Consider the following 1,287-nt stretch of genomic DNA (forward strand, 5'->3'; position numbering starts at 1 on the left):
CCCCAGGCCTTCAGCGCCACCACCGCGAGCACGCTGTTGATCGCCGACATCATCAGCAGGCGCTCGGTCACCTGCCCGCGCGGGCGCATCTGGTGAACCAGCGCCAGCACCAGGACCGGCGAGGTCGACATCGCGACGGCGCCGGCCAGCGCGGCCGAGAGCGACGGCGCGTCGAACGCGAGCAGGCCGAGGTAGACGCCGAGGCCGGACAACACGCCCTCGAGCACGCAGGTCAGCGCGAGCCACGGGTTGTCGATCAGCCAGCGCGGCCGGATGCGGCTGCCGAGTTCGAACACCAGCACGCCGATGGCCAGGTCGATGAGCGGCTTGACCGGGTCGAGGTCGGTGCGCTCCAGCAGGCGCAGCGCCAGCGGGCTGGCCAGCGCGCCGGTCAGCATGTGGCCGCACAGCCGCGGCAGCCGGAAGCGCCGGCGCAGGATCTCGCCGAGCACCACCGCGACGACCATCACGATCGCGAAGCCCAGCACCGGGTCGACACCGCGCAAGTGGTCGAGGGTCCAGGAGGCGGTGGCAGCGGAGGGGGCGAACCAGTTCTCGAGCGTGGAAGACAAGGACATGCGGGAGCCGGCAAGGAAAGACGAGACGTTCGCCCGGATCGCAGCAAGGATCGGGGAAACTGCGGGGGATCTTGAAGGTAACCGTATCCGACCTCAAGTGCAGCGCCTTCGCGGCGCAACTTCTTGTAAGACAGCGCCTACACGCCGGCGCTCAACAACATTCAGCTTCAGCACGACCATGGACAAGCAAACACTTTCCTTCCAGGCCGAGGTCAAGCAGATCCTGCACCTGGTCACGCACTCGCTCTACTCCAACAAGGAGATCTTCCTGCGGGAACTGGTCTCGAACGCCTCGGATGCCTGCGACAAGCTGCGCTTCGAGGCGCTGAACAACGCCGGGCTGTATGAAGACGCGCCGAACCTCGAGGTGCGCATCGCGTTCGACAAGGCCGCGAAGACGCTGACGATCACCGACAACGGCATCGGGCTGTCGGCCGACGAGGCGGTGGCCAACCTCGGCACCATCGCGAAGAGCGGCACGCGCGAGTTCATGAGCAAGCTCGAAGGCGACCAGAAGAAGGACGCGCAGCTGATCGGCCAGTTCGGCGTCGGCTTCTACAGCGGCTTCATCGTCGCCGACCGCATCACCGTCGAGTCGCGCCGCGCCGGCCTGCCGGCCGAGCAGGGCGTGCGCTGGAGCTCCGAGGGCAGCGGCGACTTCGAGGTCGAGACCATCACGCGGCCGCAGCGCGGTACCTCGGTGATCCTG

General features: G+C 67.6%; 2 protein-coding genes. One reads left to right on the forward strand and one right to left on the reverse strand.

The annotated features are described in order from the left end of the window. Positions 1-578, reverse strand: a 578-nt coding sequence (locus AC1D12_RS33505; RefSeq protein WP_477845402.1) for a cation:proton antiporter domain-containing protein, incomplete at its 3' end; no start/stop codon positions are given. Positions 579-756: 178 nt separating this feature from the next. Between AC1D12_RS33505 and AC1D12_RS33510 the strand changes: the two genes are divergently transcribed. Then, positions 757-1,287, forward strand: a 531-nt coding sequence (locus AC1D12_RS33510; RefSeq protein WP_477845403.1) for an ATP-binding protein, incomplete at its 3' end; no start/stop codon positions are given.

It is taken from the genome of Rhizobacter sp. P1_G5, assembly GCF_056405435.1.